Source organism: Mesorhizobium sp. M7A.T.Ca.US.000.02.2.1 (assembly GCF_003996995.1).
Classification (GTDB): domain Bacteria; phylum Pseudomonadota; class Alphaproteobacteria; order Rhizobiales; family Rhizobiaceae; genus Mesorhizobium.
In genome coordinates, this window is sequence record NZ_RZTT01000811.1 from 1 (window position 1) to 963 (window position 963).

General features: G+C 62.4%; 1 protein-coding gene. It reads left to right on the forward strand.

The genetic code is table 11. The annotated features are described in order from the left end of the window. On the forward strand, positions 1-963 hold a 963-nt coding region (ilvA, locus tag EOD15_RS34820; protein WP_127409335.1), incomplete at both ends, for a threonine ammonia-lyase IlvA.

Sequence of the window (963 nt, forward strand, 5' to 3'; positions counted from 1 at the left end):
CAGTTTCTCTTCCCGCGTTGCTGCCGCTGCCGCCGCGATCCGCCAGATCTTTCCTGAAACGCCGCTCCAGGAAAACGATTATCTGTCGAAAAAGACCGGTGCGCGGGTGCTGTTGAAGCGCGAGGACCTGTCGCCGGTCCGCTCCTACAAGATTCGCGGCGCCTTCAATTTCTTCCGCAAGACACTGGCGGCCGGCAACGAGGCTGAACTGTTCGTCTGCGCGTCCGCCGGCAACCACGCGCAGGGTTTTGCTTTCGTCTGCCGCCATTTCGGCAGGCGAGGCGTCGTGTTCATGCCGGTGACGACGCCGCAGCAGAAGATCGACAAGACCAAGCTGTTCGGCGGCGATTTCATCGAGATCAGGCTGGTCGGCGATTTCTTCGACGACTGCTATCGCGCGGCCCTGGAATTCACCGACAGTTCCGGCGCCCATATGGTGCCGCCCTTCGATCACAAGGACATTATCGAGGGCCAGGCAACCGTCGCCTACGAGATCGCGGATCAGATGCCGGGCGCCCGCATGCCCGATATCGTCATGCTGCCGGTCGGCGGTGGCGGACTTGCCGCGGGCGTCACCCATTATTTCGCCGATCAGGGCAGGGAAGCACGCTTCGTCTTCTGCGAACCGGCAGGCGCGCCGAGCCTGCGCGAAAGTCTTGCGGCGGGAAAAAGGCTCAAACTCGCCAAGGTCGACAATTTCGTCGATGGCGCCGCGGTGGCCGAGATCGGCCGCGAGCCGTTGCGTCGTCTCAAGGATTTTCCGGCCGACACAGTGCGGCTGATCCCGGAAAACCGGCTCTGCGCCACCATGATCGAAATGCTCAACGTCGAAGGCGTCGTGCTGGAGCCGGCTGGCGCGCTGGCGATCGATGCGCTCAAGGATTTCTCCAAGAAGGAGATCAGGGGCAAGACCATCGTTGCCGTGGTTTCGGGCGGCAATTTCGATTTCGAGCGGCTGCCGGA